Genomic DNA, 15,876 nt, shown 5'->3' on the forward strand with positions numbered 1-15,876 from the left:
TCAGGGGCCGCCGCGGCGGTACGCGCCCGGCGCGCTGCCCGTCCAGCCCTTGAAGGCGCGCTGGAAGGCCGCGCTGTCCGCGAAGCCCAGCTCGCAGGCCAGCGTGGCCAGGGGCACGGTGCTGGTGTTGAGGCGCACGATCGCCATGTCGCGTCGCAGTTCGTCCTTCAACGACTGGAACGAAACGCCCTCGTTCGCGAGGCGCCTTTGCAGCGTCGACGTCGACATGTGCAGCGCATCGGCCGTCGCGGCGAGCTCGGGCCACGCGGGCTGCGTGTGCTGGAGGTGGTCCCGCACGCGCGCGCTGACGAGGTCGTCGCCGCGCCGGGGCACGATGACCTGGGTCTGCGCATCGGCCAGGAAGGTGCGCAGCGCGGCCTCGTCGCGGCGCACCGGCGACTGCAATTGCGCCGCATCGAACCAGAACGCCGAATGGCGGCATTCGAACTGCAGCGGCGCCGGAAAGACCTTGCCGTAGCTGGCCGCATGCAGCGGGCGCTCGAAGGCGAAGTCGAAGCCTACGGCAGGCAGCTGACCGCCCACCAGCCAGGCCAGCAGGCGCCAGAAGATGCGCAGCAACAGCTCGTGCAGAAAGGTCGGGCGCGCGACGGACGCCTCGGTGAAATGCAGGGCCAGACCCGCCAGCGCACCATCGTGCACCGGCACCAGCAGAAGGTCGTCCTGCAACAGGCGAAAGCTGCGCGCGATGCGGCGCATTGCCACCTCCAGCGTCGCGGCACCGATGGCCGAACGGATCACCAGCGCCAGGCTGCCGCGCCTGAGGGGCCGCGACAGGAAGCCCAGGCATTCGTCGTCGAGGCCTTCCATCAAGAGTCGGAACAGCGCCACATACTGGTCCGCGGTCACGCGCGCACCGACCTGATGAAGCAGTTCCGGCGCAATGCCGGCGCCGGCCAGGAAGGCGTAGCAGGGCTGATGGCGTGCCTGCACGCCGGACACCATGCCCTGCACGAAGACCATCGGAATCGTGACGGGAGGACGCAGCATCAAGGAGTGCCGAGCAAGGGATTGAGGTGTTTTGCCATGGGATCGACGCATTGCGCAATCGCGCGCGGGGCCGCCGGTTTCTACCATGAGCCCATAGCCAAGGAGACCTCGCAATCCCGGGGTCGAACGGAGACGCAGCATGTACCTCACCCAAGCCTTGCACCGCGCGGTGCAGCAGCATCCCGACCGGATCGCGGTGCGCTTCGGCGAACGACAGCGCACGTTCCGCGCGCTGGCCGATCGCGTCGCACGCCTGGCCGGCGCATTGCGCGCCCTCGGCATGCAGACCGGCGATCGCGTCGCGATGCTGTCGCTCAACTCCGACCGCTACCTCGAATACCAGATGGCGGTGCCCTGGGCCGGCGGCGTGCTGAACCCCTGCAACATCCGCTGGTCCGCCGCGGAGATCCTGTACTCGCTGGAAGACTCGGGCTCGACGCTGCTGCTGGTCGATGAGACCTTCCGTCCCATGGTCGAGCAGTTCCGCCACCAATCGGGCAGCCTGCGCCAGGTGATCCATTGCGGCGACGGCGATGCGCCGAAGGGCATGCACGGCTACGAGGCGCTGATCGCCGAAGCCGGCCCGATGGCCGACGCCCTGCGCCGCGGCGAAGACCTCGCCGGCATCTTCTACACCGGCGGCACCACCGGCTTTCCCAAGGGCGTGATGCTGAGCCACACCAACCTGTGCAGCTCGGGCCTGGCCCTGCGCGCCGAGGGCTTCGCGACGCCGGACGGCACCTACCTGCATGCCGCGCCGATGTTCCATCTGGCCGACATGGGCTGTGCGATGCCGCACTGGATCGAGGGCAACGCGCACGCGATCATCCCGGCCTTCCACCCCGAGCAGGTGCTCGACGCGATCGCGCGCGACCGCGTGACGCACACGCTGCTGGTGCCGACGATGATCCAGATGCTGGTCGACCATCCGTCGATGAAGAAGCCGCGCGACCTGGGCTCGCTGAAGGCCATCGCCTACGGCGCCTCGCCGATGTCGGAAGCGCTGATCGAACGCGCGATGGCGGCGCTGCCCGGCGTCGATTTCGTGCAGGCCTACGGCATGACCGAGCTGTCGCCGGTCGCGACCATCAACCCGGCCTGGTACCACCGGCCCGAGGCGCGCCATCGGGGCAAGCTGCGCTCGGCCGGGCGTGCGAGCTTCGCGATGGAGGTGCGGATCGTCGATCCGATGGACGAGGAAGTGCCGCGCGGCACCGTCGGCGAGGTCGTGGTGCGCGGCCCCAACGTGATGCAGGGCTACTGGAACAAGCCCGAGCTCACGGCCGCCGCCCTGCGCGACGGCTGGATGCACACCGGCGACGGCGCGTGGATGGACGAGGATGGCTTCGTCTTCATCGCGGATCGCCTGAAGGACATGATCATCAGCGGCGGCGAGAACGTCTACTCGGCCGAGGTCGAGAACGCACTCGCCCAGCATCCGGGCGTCGCCGCCTGCGCCGTGATCGGCGTGCCGAGCGACGAATGGGGCGAGGCGGTGCACGCGGTGGTGGTGCGAAGGCCCGGCAGCGATGCCGATGCCGCGGCGCTGATGGCGCATTGCAAGACGCTGATCGCCGGCTACAAGTGCCCGCGCAGCGTGGACTTCGTCGAGGCGCTGCCGCTGTCGGGCGCCGGCAAGGTGCTCAAGACCCAATTGCGCGAGCCCTTCTGGCAGGGCCGCGAACGGCATGTGGCGTGAACGCGCCCCTCTTCTTTTTTCTCCAGGAGTTTTCTCATGAGCCGTGACGTCTTCGTCGCCGGGGTCGGCATGATCCCCTTCACCAAGCCCGGGGCCCACGAGCCTTATCCGCAGATGGCCGCCAGGGCTGCGCGCGCCGCGCTCGCCGATGCCGGCGTCGGCTACGAGCAGATGCAGCAGGCCTACGTGGGCTACGTGTACGGCGACTCCACCGCCGGGCAGTGCGCGCTGTACGAAGTCGGCATGAGCGGCATCCCGATCGTCAACGTCAACAACAACTGCTCCACCGGCTCGACCGCCCTCTTCCTCGCGCGCCAGGCGGTGGCGAGCGGCGCGGCCGACTGCGTGCTCGCGCTCGGCTTCGAGCAGATGAGCCCGGGCGCACTCGGTGCCGTGTTCAAGGACCGGCCGAGCCCCTTCGAGCGCTTCGACCGCGCCACCGACGAGCTGGTCGGCCAGGGCGACGTGCCGCTCGCGCTGCGCTACTTCGGCGGTGCCGGCCTCGCGCACATGCAGCAGTACGGCACGCAGCTGTCCACCTTCGCGAAGATCCGCGCCAAGGCCAGCCGCCATGCGGCGAACAACCCGCTCGCGCTCTTTCGCAAGGTCGTGACGGAAGACGAGGTGCTCGCCGCGCCCGTGATGTGGCCCGGGGTGATGACGCGCCTCATGGCCTGCCCGCCGACCTGCGGCGCGGCCGCGGCCGTCGTCTGCTCGGCCGCTTTCGCCGAGCGCCATGGCCTCGACCGACGCGTGCGCATCCGGGCGCAGGCCATGACCACCGACCGGCCGATCAGCTTCGAGGCGCGCGACATGCGCGAGGTGGTCGGCTTCGGCATGGCCAGGGCCGCGGCCGCGCAGGTCTACGAGGCGGCCGGCATCGGCCCGCAGGACGTGGACGTGGTCGAGCTGCACGACTGCTTCGCCCACAACGAGTTGATCAGCTACGAGGCGCTCGGCCTGTGCCCCGAAGGCGGCGCCGAGAAGTTCGTCTGCGACGGCGACAACAGCTACGGCGGCCAGGTCGTCACCAACCCGTCGGGCGGGCTGCTGAGCAAGGGCCATCCGCTGGGCGCGACGGGCCTGGCGCAGTGCTACGAACTCACGCACCAGCTGCGCGGCACGGCCGACGAGCGTCAGGTCGAAGGTGCGCGGCTCGCGCTGCAGCACAACCTGGGTCTGGGCGGCGCCTGCGTGGTGACGCTGTACGAACGCGTCTGAACAAAAAGCAAGAAGGAAGCCCCATGATCGACAGGAAATGGATCGGCCATGCGCTGCCCGCATCGGTGCTGCCGATCGAGCGCAGCCGGCTGCAGTTCTTCGCCAAGGCGATCGGCGAGACCGATCCCGTCTACACCGATGCCGCGGCGGCGCACGATGCCGGCTATCCGGATCTGCCCGCGCCGCCGACCTTCCTGTTCGCGGCCGAGCTCGACTCGGGCGTGCTGGACCGGCTGCTCGCGGACCTGCAGATCCCGATCGCCAGGCTGCTGCATGGCGAGCAGAGTTTCAGCTTCCACCGGCCGGCCTGCGTGGGCGACACGGTCACCGTGCGCTCGACGATCGACGACATCTACGACAAGAAGAACGGCGCGCTCGAATTCGTCGTCAAGACCGCGCGCGCCACCAACCAGCGCGATGAGCTCGTAGCCGAGCTTCGCACCGTCATCGTCTGCAGGAACTGAACATGAAGCCCCTCGAATTCGACAAGGTCCGGATCGGCGACGAACTGCCGCCGCTGCAATTGCCGCCCGTGACCCGCACGACGCTGGCCCTGTTCGCCGGCGCCTCCGGCGACCACAACCCGATCCACATCGACACCGACGTGGCGCGCAAGTCCGGCATGCCGGACGTGTTCGCGCAGGGCATGCTGGGCATGGCCTGGCTGGGCCGCCTGCTGAGCGGCTGGGCACCGCAGAGCCGGCTGCGCCGCTTCGAGGCGCGCTTCCAGGGCATCACGCACCTGGGCAATGCCATGCGCTGCACGGGCCGCGTGGTCGAGAAGCTCGAACACGACGGCGAGCGCTGCGTGCGCATCGAGCTGCAAAGCGCCAACCAGTTCGGACAAACCAAGATCGTCGGCGAAGCCCTCGTCGCCCTGCCTTGAGGCATCTTTCAGGAGAACCCCCACCATGACACGCAAACTCGAAGGCAAGGTCGCCCTCGTCACCGGCTCGGGCCGCGGCATCGGCCGTGCGATCGCGCAGAAGCTCGCCAGCGAAGGCGCTCGCATCGTCGTCAACGACCTCGATGCCGAGCCGGCAGAAGAAGCCGTGCAGGCCATCCGCGAGGCCGGCGGCCAGGCCGTGGCCTGCGTGGGCAACGTCACCGCGCCGGATTTCGCCGAACGCTTCGTCGGCACCGCGGTCAGCGAATACAAGGGCCTGGACATCGTCGTCAACAACGCCGGCTACACCTGGGACAACGTGATCCAGAAGATGAGCGACGAGCAGTGGTACGCGATGCTCGACTGCCACCTGACGGCGCCCTTTCGCATCCTGCGCGCCGCGCAGCCGGTGATCCGCGCGCTGTCCAAGTCCGAAGCCGAGGCGGGACAGCGCGTGGTGCGCAAGGTGGTCAACATCTCGTCGGTCGCCGGCCTCTTCGGCAACGCCGGCCAGGCCAACTATTCGACCGCGAAGGCCGGCATCGTCGGCATGACGCAGACCTTGGCCAAGGAATGGGGACGCATGAACGTCACGGTCAATTGCGTGGCCTACGGCTTCATCAGGACGCGGCTGACCGTCAGCGCGGCGGGCGACGCCACTGCCACCATCGATGGCCGCGAGATCAAGGTCGGGGTCAATCCCGATTTGATGGCGGCGATGGAGCGCAGCATTCCGCTCGGCCGCGGCGGCACGCCCGACGAGGCCGCGGGCGCGGTGTACCTGCTGTGCATTCCCGAGTCCGACTACGTGAGCGGCCAGACGCTGATGTGCAGCGGCGGCCTCACCGGCATCTAGGCGAACACCATGCTGCCCCGACTCTTGCGCCATCCATGGATGGATGACGACATCGAAGCCTTTCGCGAACAGGTGCGCCGCTACGTCGCCGGCGAGCTGTCGCCGCAGCTCGACGGCTGGCGCCGCCAGGGCTTCATCCCACGCGAGGTCTGGCGGCCGTTCGGTCGGATGGGCTTCCTGCTGCCCGAACTGGCCGAAGCCTGCGGCGGCGCGGGCGCCTCGCTGGCCTACCAGCTGGTGGTGCAGGACGAGCTGGCCAAGGCCGAGGTCCCGGCCATCACCGGCGTGCACACGATCGCCGCCCACTACATCCTCGACTACGGCACCGAAGCGCAGAAGCAGCGCTGGCTGCCCAGGCTCGCGAGCGGCGAGATGCTGGCCGGCATCGCGCTCACCGAGCCCGGCTGCGGCTCGGACCTCAAGGCGCTGCGCACCCGTGCCCGGCGCGAGGGCGACGGCTATGTGATCGATGGCGCCAAGACCTTCATCACCAACGGCTTCACCGCCAACCTGCTGGTGGTGGCGGTGCGCACCGGCGATGCCGGCAGCCGCGGCGTGTCGCTGGTGGTGCTGGAGACCGAGGAATTGCCGGGCTTTCGCGTCGGCCGCCGGCTCGAGAAGCTGGGCCAGCATGCGTCCGACACCGCCGAGCTGTTCTTCGACGGCGTGCGCGTGCCGGCCGATCAGTTGCTGGGCGAGAAGGAAGGCCAGGGCTTCGCACAGCTGATGAGCCAGCTGCCCTATGAGCGCCTGCTGATCGCCGTGCCCGCGGCCGCGGTGATCGAGCGCGCGGTGGAACTGACGGTGGACTACACGCGCCAGCGCAAGGCCTTCGGCCAGCCGCTGGCCGACTTCCAGAACACCCGCTTCAAGCTCGCCGAATGCGCGACGCTGGCCCACGTGGTGCGCAGCTTCGTCAACGACTGCATCCAGCGGCTGCTCGACGGCACGCTCGACGACGAAGCCGCCTACATGGCCAAGTGGTGGTGCAGCGAGCAGCAGGGCAAGGTCGTCGACGAGTGCCTGCAGCTCTTCGGCGGCTACGGCTACATGGCCGAGTACCCGATTGCGCGGCTGTATGCCGATGCGCGCGTGCAGCGCATCTATGGCGGCGCCACCGAGATCATGAAGGACCTGATCGCGCGCAAGCTGTGCGCATGACACCGCCGCTCAAGATCCCGCGCGGCTTGCGACTTCGGCAGCGAGCCCGAAGGGTCGCTCTCAGATGTTCGGCGCAAGGCCGAGCGCCGTCGCCCAGCGCTCGGCCATCGCCGGCGAGTTGAAGCAGGTGGTCTCGTGGGTCGCGCTGCAGACGGCTCGCTCGAGCAGCTGGATGTCCGCCTCATGTTGCCGCGCCACATGGGGATCCTCGAAGAAGATCACCTGGTGGCAGCGGCGATCGAGCACCAGCTCGGCGATCTGCGCGTCGCCGCCCATGGGTCCGCTCAGATAGCGGGTGACCCAGGGCCGATCGGCCGGCCAGCCGCGCGACCATGCCATGTCGTTCAACAGGCCGCCCGTGGTTCCCGTGCCCACGCGTGCAGCGAAGCCGGACAGCAGGTCGAAGTGCTTCGCCGCGAAATCGACCATCCGCTGCTTGAGCGCGTCATGGGCGATCAACGCGACGGTGCGGCTTGCCAGCGGGCCGCGAAGATTGCCGCAGGGCTTGCGGGCGTGGGCGAGTTCCACGTCGATCCACTCGGCCGCACCGGCGGCGGTGGCCACATAGGGCTTTCCGTGAATCACGCACTGGCGCTTGAGCGCCTGCGTCTCGGGATAGAGCGACGAGGGGTCCACGGGATCGACGAAGTAGATGATCCCGTCGAGTTCCCCTTCCGCCTCCAGGCCGCCCGCGATGCACGACACCAGCCGCATGACGCCGCCCTCGGGGCCGTAGGGCAGCCGGACCAGCGGCGGGTAGGCGCTCAGCAGGCCTTGTTTCGCCAGCGCGTCGCAGGTGCCGCCGACTGCGTGCAGGCCAAGCCCGAGCGCCCGGATGCCGGGGTCGCACGCACGAGCCCAGCGCAGCAGGGCACCGTCCGATTGACGATGAAAACGGTGGGCGATCAGTCCAAAACGCATGCGGGTCACCAGTGAGCGCCGAACGCGCGCCGCAACTCGTCGATCGCCGCGTCCGTCAGAGACGGCGCAGTGCGGCCCGAGAGCAACCAGAGCCGCGCCGTCTCCTCGAGTTCTTCCAGCGTCGCCATCGCGGCCGCGGGCGAGTCGTGCCAGACATTCGGGCCGAGCCGATCGAGCATCACGGCGCGAATGGGCGTTCCCGCACCGGCATAGCGGCCGATGGCGGTCGCGACATGCTCCGCGGCCGTGGCATCGCCCGGAAGCGCACAGGGCACCAGCGGCACATGGCCGACCTTCATGACGAAGTACGGGGTGAGTGCGGGCAGCAGTTCCGCGCTTCTCGCGTGCGCTTCACCCGGTGTCAAAGTGAGTGCCACGCAATGCGTGCTGTGCGTATGGATCACGCACTTCGCGGGACATGCGGTGGCAGCCGAGGCCTCGTAGATCCTGCGATGCAATGCGATCGTCTTGCTCGCACGATCGCCGCCGATCTGCTCGCCCTGGCGGTCGAGCCTGGCCAGACGCGCAGGATCCAGAAAGCCCAGGCAGGCGTCGGTCGGCGTGATCAAAAAACCGTCATCGAGGCGCACGCTGACATTGCCCGCCGTGGCGTGCACGTAGCCGCGTTCGAACAGGCTGCGGCCGACGCGGCAGATCTCTTCGCGCGCGAATTCCTCGGTCAAGCTGCGTCTCCGATCACCGTGGTTCGTGACGCGTGCAGAGGTTGGCGCAAGGGAGCTGGCAGGGCGGAATGCATGACGATCGGCTTGTGGCGGGAGCACCCGACTGTAAGCCGCGAGCAGGACCTGCTCAACCTCACGCCGCAAACCGGCACCGGCGCGACCGCCGGGGCGCGCTCAGGGCCAGAGATGACCAGGCACCGTTTCGGCGTGGGCGCTGGCATGGCCGACCGGCGGCGCCTCGAAGGCATCGGCACCGACTTCGCGATGCCAGCGCAGCGCGGCGATGCCCGCGTCCGTCGCCAGGCCGCGCGTCGGCAGCGGGCCGCAGGCGTAGTCCACGATGGCTTCCAGTTCGTCAGGGCGCCCGGGCCGAACGATCGTCCAGAAGAAGAGGCCTGCCATGGGCTCGTCGACGATCAGTTCGAATTCGTTCTTCATTCTTGCCATTCAGTTAAATCGAATGACTACATTGGACCGGCGCAGGCGTGCGAGGGAAAGGCAGGATTTCACGACCGGCCGCGAATCGTCTGGCCGCTCACATCTCGCGCGCCGATGGCGCGAAAAAAGAGACGCTATTCGAGCCGCGGCTCGGCGCGTTCCTCGGTGCGCACCGGCGCGTTCTGCGCAATCGCGAGCACCGCCGCGGCGGTGCGTTCGGCCGCACCGCGGTTCGACGACGCGAAGGCCAGCGCGGCCTCGGCCATCGCCTCGCGGCGCTCCGGGTTCTCGACCAGCTTGAGCGCGGCGGTCACCGCATGCTCCATGTCCTCGACGCGCAGCGAGGCGCCGGCGGCGAGCGACAGCGCCGCAGCCTCGGCGAAGTTGAAAGTGGACGGTCCCATGATCACCGGACAGCCGCAGGCCGCGGCCTCGATCAGGTTCTGGCCGCCGAGCGGCTCGAAGCTGCCGCCCAGCAGCGCGACGTCGGCCAGGCCGTAGTACAGCGCCATCTCGCCGAGCGAATCGCCGAGCCAGATCTCGGCCGCGGCCGGCGCGCCCGCCGCGCTGCGCCGCGCCACCGCGAAGCCATGGGACTCGACCAGGGCCGCGACCTCGTCGAAGCGCTGCGGATGGCGCGGCACGATCATCCATTGCACGTCCTGCACCCGCTTGGCGATCGACTGCACCGCGTCGTGCGCGGGCGGCACCGGCGCGAGTGCGCCGAAGCGCTTGAGCACCTCGAGCAGCAGTTGCTCCTCGCCGTCGCGCGAGCTGGCGAACACGACCACCGGCCGCGGCAGCTGCGTGCGCAGCCGGGTCGCAGCGGCGAGCTGGCGCGCGTCGGGCGTGGCGTCGAACTTCAGATTGCCGTACACGCCCGCCACCTTGGCGCCGAGCGAGACCAGCCGGTGCGCATCGGGCTCGGTCTGCGCCCACACGGCGGCCAGCGCCGAATAGGCCGGCCGCGCGAGCCAGGACAGGCGCTCGGCCGCGGCCAGCGACTTCTCGTTCAGGCGCGCATTGGCCAGCACCAGCGGAATGCCGCGCTCGGCGCAGGCAGCCGCCATCTCGGGCCAGACTTCGGTCTCCATCAGCACGCCGATGCGCGGCTGGAAGCGATCGAGAAAACGCGCGACCGCGGCTGGCGCGTCCCATGGCTGCCACACCTGGAGGTCGCCGGGCGCGAGCAGCTTGGCGCCCTCCTCGCGTCCGGTGGCGGTGCCGTGCGTCAGCAGGATCGGGATGTCGGCGTACTGCCGGCGCAGCTCGTCGATCAGGATGCCGGCGGCGCGCGCCTCGCCGAGCGAGACCGCATGCACCCAGCACCAGCCGGTGCCGGTGGCGGCCGTGTCGTAGTGGCCGAAGCGCTCTTCGACGGCGAACGCATAGCCGGGTTCGGCCACCGCGCGGCGCCGCAGCTTGCGCCGCACCAGCGGCTGGGCCAGGGAAGTGAAGACGCCGTACAGGCGCAGCAGCAACGAACGCACGCTTGTCGGATCTCAGTGAGCGGCTTCCGCGAGGGTGGCGTCGGGCTTGACGCTCCTGAGCAGCGCGAGCATCTCGTCCTGGATGCGTTGCAGCGCGGCCTCGGTCTGGCCTTCGAAGCGCATCACCAGCACCGGCGTGGTGTTGGAGGCGCGGATCAGGCCGAAGCCGTCGGGCCAGTCGACGCGCACGCCGTCGATGGTGGAGATCTTCGCGGGCGCGGCGAACTTCGCGGTCTTGACGAGTTCGGCCACCAGCGTGTGCGGCTCACCCTCGGCGCAGGCGACATTGAGCTCGGGCGTCGAGAAGCTGGTCGGCAGCGCGTTGAGCACGTCGCTCGCGTTCGGGCTCTTGCTCAAAATTTCGAGCAGCCGGCAGCCCGCATAGGTGCCGTCGTCGAAGCCGAACCAGCGTTCCTTGAAGAAGATGTGGCCGCTCATCTCGCCGCCGAGCGGCGAATCGATCTCCTTCATCTTCGCCTTGATCAGCGAATGGCCGGTCTTGTAGATCAGCGGCTTGCCGCCCGCGGCCTCGATGGCCGGGCCCAGGCGCTGCGAGCACTTGACGTCGTAGACGATGGTGCCGCCGGGCACGCGCGAGAGCACGTCCTGCGCGAACAGCATCATCTGGCGGTCCGGGTAGATGTTGGTGCCGTCCTTGGTCACGATGCCCAGGCGATCGCCGTCGCCGTCGAAGGCCAGGCCCAGCTCGGCATCGCCGGCCTGCAGCGCGGCGATCAGGTCCTTGAGGTTCTCGGGCTTGCTGGGATCGGGATGGTGGTTGGGGAAGTCGCCGTCGACGTCGCTGAACAGTTCGGTGACCTCGCAACCGATCGCGCGCAGGATGCCCGGTGCCGAGGCGCCCGCGATGCCATTGCCGGAATCGACCACGATCTTGAGCGGCCGCGCCAGCTTGATGTCGCCGACGATGCGCTGCGTATAGGCCTCGGTCACATCGACCTTGCGCACGCTGCCGCCGGGCGCGAGCTTCGCGCTGTCGGCTTCCATCACGCGGCGCAGGCCCTGGATCTCGTCGCCATAGATCGCACGGCCGGCCAGCACCATCTTGAAGCCGTTGTAGTCCTTCGGGTTGTGGCTGCCGGTGACCTGGATGCCGCTGCGCGACAAGGTGTGCGCGGCGAAATAGAGCATCGGCGTGGTGACCGCGCCGACATCGATCACCTCGATGCCGGTGGCCACCAGGCCACGGATCAGGGCCTCGGCCAGGGCCGGGCCCGACAGGCGGCCGTCGCGCCCCACCGCCACCGTCTTCTCGCCAGCAGCGCGCGCCGCGCTGCCGAAGGCCTTGCCCAGGCCCTCCGCGACCTCTGCATCGAGGGTCATGGGCACCACGCCCCGGATGTCGTAGGCCTTGAAGATCGATGCGCTGAGCTGCATGGGCTTCCTCTGAATTTGCAAGAAAAATGAAGACCATTGTAGGCATGCGCTTCCTGCGGCCCGGCTGCGGCAGCCCGGTGCGGGCGCATCGAAGCCACATGTCCGAAAATGGCCAGTTCGCGCGGCGCGCGACCCTATCATCCGTTCATGTCCTCCACCCCCGCATCCAGCCCCGGCCTCGAGAACGACGCCTGCTACCTGGCGATGAAGGCGCACGACGCGCGCTTCGACGGCTCGTTCTTCACCGGCGTCACCTCGACCGGCGTCTACTGCCGCCCGGTCTGCCGCGTGAAGCTGCCGCGGCGAGAGAACTGCCGCTTCTTCCGCCACGCGGCGCAGGCGGAAGCCGCGGGCTTTCGTCCTTGCCTGCGCTGCCGGCCCGAACTCGCGCCGCGCGCGGCGAGCTGGTCGACCGAGGACGCCTCGCGCATCCTCGCGCTGCAGGCCGCGCGCCTGATCGACGAGCCCGATGCCTGGGCCGAGGACGGCCCCGGCGCGGCCGACATCGCGGCCCGGCTCGGCGTCAGCGACCGCCACCTGCGGCGGATCTTCGAGACGCAGTTCGGCGTCTCCCCGCTGCAATACCTGCAGACGCGCCGCCTGCTCGCCGCCAAGCAGCTGATCGCCGACACGCGCCTGCCGATGACGCAGGTCGCGCTGGCCAGCGGTTTCGCGAGCGTGCGGCGCTTCAATGCCGCCTTCGTCGGGCATTACGGCCTCAATCCGAGCGCGCTGCGCCGCGCCGGACCCTCGCGCCACGGCCGCGAAGGCGAGGCGGTCGAGGTGCGGCTGGGCTTCCGGCCGCCCTATGACGGCGAGACCATGCTGGGCTTCTTCGCCCGCCGCGCATTGGGCGGCGTCGAGGTGGTGTCCGGCACCGGCGATGCGATGCAGCTCGCGCGCACGCTGCGCGTCGTGCAGTCGACGCGGCTGCACACGGGCTGGCTGCAGCTTCGCTTCGATCCGCTGCGCGAGCAGCTGCTGCTGCGCGTCGGCGATTCGCTCGCGGCGGTGCTGCCGACCGTGATCAGCCGCGTGCGCGCGATGCTCGATCTCGATGCCGAGCCGATGGCGATCAACCACGCGCTGCATGCGGCCTTCCCGCATGGCGATGGCCTGCGCGTGCCGGGCACGGTCGACGGCTTCGAGCTCGCGGTGCGCGCGGTACTCGGCCAGCAGATCACGGTGGTCGCGGCACGCACCTTGGGCACGCGGCTGGTGCAGGCCTTCGGCGAAGCGCTGGCGACGCCCGTCGAAGGGCTCGACCGGCTGTTCCCGACACCGGCCGCCATCGCCGAGGCCAGCGGCGATGCGCTGGGTCAGCTCGGCATCGTGCGTCAACGGCAGGCGGCTTTGCTCGCGCTGGCGCGCGAGGTGATCGCAGGCCGGCTCACCCTGCATGCCGGCGCCGACGTGCCGGCCACCCTGGCCGCGCTGCAGGCGCTGCCCGGCATCGGCGACTGGACCGCGCAGTACATCGCGATGCGCGCGCTGCGCTGGCCCGATGCCTTTCCCTCCGGCGACGTGGCGCTGCAGAAAGCGCTCGGCGTCTCGACGGCGCGCGCCGCGGCCGAGGCCTCGCAGGCCTGGCGACCGTGGCGCAGCTACGCGGTGCTGCGCGCCTGGTACAGCCCCGCTCCCGCAACCACCACCGGCATTCCTGCCTGACAGCCATGAAATTCAAGACCTCCCACCTGCGCACCGCGCATTTCGACAGCCCGCTCGGCGGCATCACGCTGGCGGCCACCGACCAGGGCCTGGCCGGCGTCTGGTTCGACCAGCAGCGCCACTGGCCCGACATGACCGGCTGGGTGCCCGATGCCGATCATCCGGTGCTGCGCGAGGCGGCCGCGCAGCTGCTCGACTACTTCGCCGGCAAGCGCAAGCACTTCGACCTGCCGCTGGACCTTTCGCACGGCACGGCCTTCCAGCAGTCGGTGTGGCAGGCGCTGCTCGCCATCCCGCCGGGCCAGACCACCAGCTACGGCGCGTTGAGCGCCGGCGTCGGCAATCCCGCTGCGGTGCGTGCGGTGGGTGCGGCGGTCGGCCGGAATCCGCTCAGCGTGATCGTGCCCTGCCACCGCGTGCTCGGCACCGACGGCTCGCTGACCGGCTATGCGGGCGGGCTCGCTCGCAAGGCCGCGCTGCTCGAACTCGAAGGCGCCCGATGAGCGAAGGCGAGTGTGCGACCGCCGGCACGACCATCGTCGGCTCCCTCACGCAAGCACCGGGCGCGGCCCGGCCTGCACGCAGCGCCTGGCTGGTCGACCTGCTGCTGCTGGCCTCGCTGTGGGGCGCGTCCTTCCTCTTCATGCGCATCGGCGCGGCCGAGTTCGGCGCACTGCCGACGGCCGCGGTGCGGGTCGCGATCGCCGCGCTGTTCCTGTTGCCGCTGTTGTTCGCGCGCGGCCAGTGGCCCGCGTTGCGGCAGCGCTGGAAACCCGCACTCGCGCTCGGCATCCTCAATTGCGGCCTGCCCTTCGCCTTCTTCTCGTTCGCGCTGCTGACCGTCAACAGCGGCCTGGCGGCGGTGCTCAATGCAACGACACCGATGTTCGGCGCCCTGGTGGCCTGGGCCTTCTTCGGCGACCGGCCCGGTGGCTCGCGCAGCGCGGGGCTGGTGGCCGGCTTCGCCGGCGTCGCGATGCTGGCCTGGCGCAGCGCGGGCTTCCACTCGGGCGCGGACCCCACCGCGGCGCTCTGGGCCATCGCGGCCTGTCTCGGCGCGTGCATCTGCTATGCCTTCGGCGCCAGCCTCACGCGCAAGCACCTGACCGGCGTTCCCGCGCTGGCCACGGCGACCGGCAACCAGATCGGCGCCACGCTCCTGCTCGCGCTGCCCGCGTGGTGGCTGTGGCCGGCGCACATGCCGAGCCTGCACGCATGGCTGGCGCTGGTGGCGGTCGGCACGGCGTGCACCGGCCTCGCCTACGTGCTGTACTTCCGGTTGATCGAGAGCGCAGGGCCGGCGCGTGCGCTGACCGTGACCTTCCTGGTGCCCGTGTTCGCGCTGTTCTACGGCGCCGTGTTCCTCGACGAACAGATCACGCCGTGGATGCTGGTCTGCGCCGCGGTGATCGTGTGCGGCGTGGCACTGTCGACGGGCATGGTCGTGCTCGGCCGGCGCCGGCCCGCGGCGGCTACTGCATCGCGCCCGCCACCACGTTGATGGACAGCGCCAGCACCAGCATGTTGAAGGCGAAGGACAGCACGCCGTGGATCAGCGTGATGCGCCGCATCTCGCGCGAGGTGACCTGCACGTCGGACACCTGCGAGGTCATGCCGACCACGAACGAGTAGTAGAGGAAGTCGAAGTAGTCCGGATCGAGCTTGCCCGGAAAATCCAGCCCCGGGCCGGCGGCCGACTTCTCGCGCTCCTCCTGGTAGAAGCGGTGCGCGTAATGAAAGGCATAGATCGTGTGGATCATCAGCCACGACCCCGCCAGCGCGACCAGGCCGAGCGCAATGTGCGCGGCACGGTCGGAGCCGTGGAGCGGGCGCGCCTGCTGCAGCAGCATCACGATCACCACCACGCTGACGCCGACCACGGTCAGCATGATGCCGAGGATCACCGCACTGGGCTGATCGAGCGACTGCGCGCGCGACCGCGTGCGTTGCGCGTTCGACACCTCGGCCATCCACCAGGCCGGCAGCAGGTAGCTCGCGGCGCCGCAGCACCAGCCCAGCAGTCCGCGCGAGACACCATCGAGCGGCCATGGGATCAGGGCCACGAGAACGCCCACCACGGCGCCGGCCAGCAACCGGTGCCAGCCGGTCAGCCTGTAGAAACGGGAATGCATGGCCCGGACTGTAGCCGGGCTACCTGACTCAGGCCCCGGCGGCGAACTTCGCGAGCGCGATCAGCCCGCAGACGATCAAGAGCACCAGCACCAGCGCGATGGCAATCGTCGGCAGCACGCCGGCCTGATCGACGCGCCCGGCCGCGTCGGAGCGGCGGCCGCCGAGCCCGATGAAGGCCCAGAGCACGGCACGCAGATAGCGCAGGAATTTCGACATGGCAGCCTCGTTTTTCGTCGGTGGAGCGATAGGGATAATGTGACCCAACCCCGGCCATTATGAAAGACGCAGTGGGCACGGAAAAAAGCAGATCAGAAACC

At 69.6% G+C, this 15,876-nt stretch carries 17 protein-coding genes; 9 read left to right on the plus strand and 8 right to left on the minus strand.

Annotation, left to right across the window (positions count from 1 at the left end; all coding sequences use genetic code 11):
- Positions 1-1,008: an AraC family transcriptional regulator gene (locus E5P2_RS17440; protein ID WP_162568372.1), complete on the minus strand. Its 1,008-nt coding sequence runs from the start codon at positions 1,006-1,008 to the stop codon at positions 1-3.
- Positions 1,009-1,147: 139 nt separating this feature from the next.
- On the opposite strand from E5P2_RS17440, the gene E5P2_RS17445 reads away from it, so the two are divergent.
- From E5P2_RS17445 to E5P2_RS17470, 6 genes are read left to right on the plus strand one after another with little or no spacing between them, the layout of a single operon-like run.
- Positions 1,148-2,707 carry an acyl-CoA synthetase gene (locus E5P2_RS17445; protein WP_162568373.1) on the plus strand — a complete coding sequence of 520 codons (1,560 nt, stop codon included), beginning with the start codon at positions 1,148-1,150 and terminating at the stop codon, positions 2,705-2,707.
- 36 nt (positions 2,708-2,743) lie between these two features.
- Positions 2,744-3,928 (plus strand): lipid-transfer protein, encoded by a 1,185-nt coding sequence (locus E5P2_RS17450; RefSeq protein WP_162568374.1) that lies wholly within the window; start codon positions 2,744-2,746, stop codon positions 3,926-3,928.
- A 23-nt stretch (positions 3,929-3,951) separates the two neighbouring features.
- On the plus strand, positions 3,952-4,392 hold the full coding sequence (locus E5P2_RS17455; RefSeq protein WP_162568375.1) for a MaoC family dehydratase N-terminal domain-containing protein: 441 nt from the start codon (positions 3,952-3,954) through the stop codon (positions 4,390-4,392).
- A 2-nt stretch (positions 4,393-4,394) separates the two neighbouring features.
- A complete protein-coding gene (locus E5P2_RS17460) occupies positions 4,395-4,814 on the plus strand; it encodes a MaoC family dehydratase (RefSeq protein WP_162568376.1) in 420 nt (139 codons plus the stop codon).
- Between the two features lie 25 nt (positions 4,815-4,839).
- On the plus strand, positions 4,840-5,670 hold the full coding sequence (locus E5P2_RS17465) for an SDR family NAD(P)-dependent oxidoreductase (RefSeq protein WP_162568377.1): 831 nt from the start codon (positions 4,840-4,842) through the stop codon (positions 5,668-5,670).
- Positions 5,671-5,679: 9 nt separating this feature from the next.
- Positions 5,680-6,831, plus strand: a complete 1,152-nt coding sequence (locus E5P2_RS17470; RefSeq protein ID WP_162568378.1) for an acyl-CoA dehydrogenase family protein — start codon at positions 5,680-5,682, stop codon at positions 6,829-6,831.
- A 60-nt stretch (positions 6,832-6,891) separates the two neighbouring features.
- Here E5P2_RS17470 and E5P2_RS17475 read toward each other — a convergent pair whose 3' ends face one another.
- From E5P2_RS17475 to E5P2_RS17495, 5 genes are all read right to left on the minus strand, one after another.
- Positions 6,892-7,752 (minus strand): methylglyoxal synthase, encoded by an 861-nt coding sequence (locus tag E5P2_RS17475; protein WP_162568379.1) that lies wholly within the window; start codon positions 7,750-7,752, stop codon positions 6,892-6,894.
- A gap of 5 nt (positions 7,753-7,757) precedes the next feature.
- Complete coding sequence (locus E5P2_RS17480) at positions 7,758-8,435, minus strand: class II aldolase/adducin family protein (protein WP_162568380.1); 678 nt, start codon at positions 8,433-8,435, stop codon at positions 7,758-7,760.
- 174 nt (positions 8,436-8,609) lie between these two features.
- Complete coding sequence (locus E5P2_RS17485) at positions 8,610-8,873, minus strand: hypothetical protein (protein ID WP_162568381.1); 264 nt, start codon at positions 8,871-8,873, stop codon at positions 8,610-8,612.
- 134 nt (positions 8,874-9,007) lie between these two features.
- The gene (locus E5P2_RS17490) at positions 9,008-10,363 is read right to left on the minus strand and encodes a 3-deoxy-D-manno-octulosonic acid transferase (RefSeq protein ID WP_162568382.1); all 1,356 of its coding nucleotides are present in this window, start codon (positions 10,361-10,363) and stop codon (positions 9,008-9,010) included.
- Positions 10,364-10,375: 12 nt separating this feature from the next.
- Positions 10,376-11,758 (minus strand): phosphomannomutase/phosphoglucomutase, encoded by a 1,383-nt coding sequence (locus E5P2_RS17495; RefSeq protein WP_162568383.1) that lies wholly within the window; start codon positions 11,756-11,758, stop codon positions 10,376-10,378.
- Between the two features lie 147 nt (positions 11,759-11,905).
- Between E5P2_RS17495 and E5P2_RS17500 the strand changes: the two genes are divergently transcribed.
- From E5P2_RS17500 to E5P2_RS17510, 3 genes are read left to right on the plus strand one after another with little or no spacing between them, the layout of a single operon-like run.
- Positions 11,906-13,426, plus strand: coding sequence for a DNA-3-methyladenine glycosylase 2 family protein (locus E5P2_RS17500; protein WP_162568384.1), 1,521 nt, complete (start codon positions 11,906-11,908; stop codon positions 13,424-13,426).
- A 5-nt stretch (positions 13,427-13,431) separates the two neighbouring features.
- Entirely contained in the window at positions 13,432-13,929 is a 498-nt protein-coding gene (locus E5P2_RS17505) for a methylated-DNA--[protein]-cysteine S-methyltransferase (RefSeq protein WP_162568385.1), read from the plus strand.
- The gene (locus tag E5P2_RS17510) at positions 13,926-14,927 is read left to right on the plus strand and encodes a DMT family transporter (protein WP_162568386.1); all 1,002 of its coding nucleotides are present in this window, start codon (positions 13,926-13,928) and stop codon (positions 14,925-14,927) included. The genes E5P2_RS17505 and E5P2_RS17510 overlap by 4 nt, the downstream gene beginning before the upstream one ends.
- Here the strand turns inward: E5P2_RS17510 and E5P2_RS17515 are convergent.
- A complete protein-coding gene (locus E5P2_RS17515; protein ID WP_162568387.1) occupies positions 14,899-15,558 on the minus strand; it encodes a DUF1345 domain-containing protein in 660 nt (219 codons plus the stop codon). The genes E5P2_RS17510 and E5P2_RS17515 overlap by 29 nt on opposite strands.
- A gap of 28 nt (positions 15,559-15,586) precedes the next feature.
- Entirely contained in the window at positions 15,587-15,775 is a 189-nt protein-coding gene (locus E5P2_RS17520; RefSeq protein ID WP_162568388.1) for a DUF2970 domain-containing protein, read from the minus strand.
- Positions 15,776-15,876: the final 101 nt, after the last annotated feature.

The sequence above is a fragment of the Variovorax sp. SRS16 genome, from assembly GCF_901827165.1.
Lineage (GTDB): Bacteria > Pseudomonadota > Gammaproteobacteria > Burkholderiales > Burkholderiaceae_C > Variovorax.

Bases quoted from the DNA above. Each gene is read 5' to 3' on its own strand.
- E5P2_RS17440 (WP_162568372.1), bottom strand. From the start codon at position 1,008: ATGCTGCGTCCTCCCGTCACGATTCCGATGGTCTTCGTGCAGGGCATG.
- E5P2_RS17445 (WP_162568373.1), top strand. From the start codon at position 1,148: ATGTACCTCACCCAAGCCTTGCACCGCGCGGTGCAGCAGCATCCCGAC.
- E5P2_RS17450 (WP_162568374.1), top strand. From the start codon at position 2,744: ATGAGCCGTGACGTCTTCGTCGCCGGGGTCGGCATGATCCCCTTCACC.
- E5P2_RS17455 (WP_162568375.1), top strand. From the start codon at position 3,952: ATGATCGACAGGAAATGGATCGGCCATGCGCTGCCCGCATCGGTGCTG.
- E5P2_RS17460 (WP_162568376.1), top strand. From the start codon at position 4,395: ATGAAGCCCCTCGAATTCGACAAGGTCCGGATCGGCGACGAACTGCCG.
- E5P2_RS17465 (WP_162568377.1), top strand. From the start codon at position 4,840: ATGACACGCAAACTCGAAGGCAAGGTCGCCCTCGTCACCGGCTCGGGC.
- E5P2_RS17470 (WP_162568378.1), top strand. From the start codon at position 5,680: ATGCTGCCCCGACTCTTGCGCCATCCATGGATGGATGACGACATCGAA.
- E5P2_RS17475 (WP_162568379.1), bottom strand. From the start codon at position 7,752: ATGCGTTTTGGACTGATCGCCCACCGTTTTCATCGTCAATCGGACGGT.
- E5P2_RS17485 (WP_162568381.1), bottom strand. From the start codon at position 8,873: ATGAAGAACGAATTCGAACTGATCGTCGACGAGCCCATGGCAGGCCTC.
- E5P2_RS17495 (WP_162568383.1), bottom strand. From the start codon at position 11,758: ATGCAGCTCAGCGCATCGATCTTCAAGGCCTACGACATCCGGGGCGTG.
- E5P2_RS17500 (WP_162568384.1), top strand. From the start codon at position 11,906: ATGTCCTCCACCCCCGCATCCAGCCCCGGCCTCGAGAACGACGCCTGC.
- E5P2_RS17505 (WP_162568385.1), top strand. From the start codon at position 13,432: ATGAAATTCAAGACCTCCCACCTGCGCACCGCGCATTTCGACAGCCCG.
- E5P2_RS17510 (WP_162568386.1), top strand. From the start codon at position 13,926: ATGAGCGAAGGCGAGTGTGCGACCGCCGGCACGACCATCGTCGGCTCC.
- E5P2_RS17515 (WP_162568387.1), bottom strand. From the start codon at position 15,558: ATGCATTCCCGTTTCTACAGGCTGACCGGCTGGCACCGGTTGCTGGCC.
- E5P2_RS17520 (WP_162568388.1), bottom strand. From the start codon at position 15,775: ATGTCGAAATTCCTGCGCTATCTGCGTGCCGTGCTCTGGGCCTTCATC.